A 382-nucleotide genomic window follows, 5' to 3' on the forward strand; every position below is an offset into this window, starting at 1 on the left:
GAGCGGGTGATCGAGGAGGTGGCCGCGACGCGGATCACCGAGCGGGGCGCGACCCGGGGTGACGACCGGGTCAGCGAGGCCGCCATGGAGGACCGTAAGCGGGAGGGGTACTTCTGATGAGCACCGACATGCTGGCACCGGCCGGATCCCCGACCGAGGCCCGACCGATGGACCTGCTCCGGTTCGCGACCGCGGGCAGTGTGGACGACGGCAAGTCGACGTTGATCGGTCGACTGCTCTACGACACCAAATCCCTGTTCACCGACCAGTTGGCCGCGGTGGAGGCGGTCAGCGCGGCGCGGGGTGACGAGTACACCAACCTGGCGTTGCTCACCGACGGTCTGCGGGCCGAGCGGGAGCAGGGCATCACCATCGACGTGGC

General features: G+C 69.4%; 1 protein-coding gene and 1 pseudogene. Both read left to right on the forward strand.

Features of this window, described 5'->3' with window-relative positions:
• Nucleotides 1-117: pseudogene (locus tag AC0AIB_RS31610) on the forward strand (sulfate adenylyltransferase subunit CysD); the annotation flags it as partial.
• A partial coding sequence (locus AC0AIB_RS31615) for a GTP-binding protein (protein WP_465098144.1) occupies nucleotides 117-382 on the forward strand: 266 nt, incomplete at its 3' end. The pseudogene AC0AIB_RS31610 and the gene AC0AIB_RS31615, both read left to right, overlap by 1 nt.

The organism is Micromonospora sp. DSM 43699 (assembly GCF_055517075.1).